Origin of the sequence: Tsukamurella soli (genome assembly GCF_039541155.1) — a bacterium.
Lineage (GTDB): Bacteria > Actinomycetota > Actinomycetes > Mycobacteriales > Mycobacteriaceae > Tsukamurella > Tsukamurella soli.
On sequence record NZ_BAABFR010000258.1, the window covers coordinates 1 to 843 of the forward strand.

At 77.6% G+C, this 843-nt stretch carries 1 protein-coding gene; it reads right to left on the minus strand.

The genetic code is table 11. The annotated features are described in order from the left end of the window. Window positions 1-843: type VII secretion protein EccE (locus tag ABD908_RS27455; RefSeq protein WP_345002090.1), on the minus strand; the 843-nt coding region annotated here is incomplete at both ends.

An 843-nucleotide genomic window follows, 5' to 3' on the forward strand; every position in this document is an offset into this window, starting at 1 on the left:
GGGTCGCACGCCGAGCCGTGCGTCGGGGGCCGGCGTGGGCGGCACCGACCGGGCGTGCCGCGCGCCGTCTGGGAAGTGGGCGGCCGGAGCGGTCACGGCCGCGCACACGGCAACCGCGTCTGCAACGCCGGAACCGGTCAGCGGGGCCGCGGGGCGCATCGACAGCAGGGCGACGGCCGGCCCGTCGACACGGACCGGCAGCGATACCGCTCCCCGCTCGCACAGCTCGGCCGACGGGAGTTCGACGGTGACGGCGCCCGCCACGATGCGGCGTCGCTCGGCGGCGAGCGCGGTCGCCGGTAGGGGCGCCGAACGGATCCCCTCGTGCGCGAGGAGATCCGCCACCCGTCGGGTGGCCAACGCGGCCACCGCCGCGATCCCCGCAGCGCCGCCGCGGCGGGAGACGGCGCCGCCGCAGCGGGTGGCGTCCGTCTCGACGAAGACCGTGACCTCCTGCAGCGCCCAGTCCGACAGTGGTCCGAGCAGGGCGCGATAGCGGCCGGCGAGCGGGCTGCCGGTGGCGACGCGCGATCCGCGGATCACGATGTGGATCCCGTCGGCGGGTGTGTCCGGCGACGCGAGTGCGGTGGCGATCCGGCTGAGCGGCAGCTCATCCCGCTGATCCGCTGCGCCCAACGCACACACGGCGGGCGGCGCGGGTTCGAGCCGTAGCGCCGCCACCGTCCGCCCGCGGTGGTGCGCGACCCCGATCGCTCCGCCACCCGGGTAGGCCACGGACGTCGGTGCGCCGGTCCACCGGGTCGCGCCGAGGCGGTCGCACGGTGCTAGGCGTTCAGCCGCGCCGAGCCGGCCGGCGCCGCGGCGCCAGAGCATCCAAGTCGG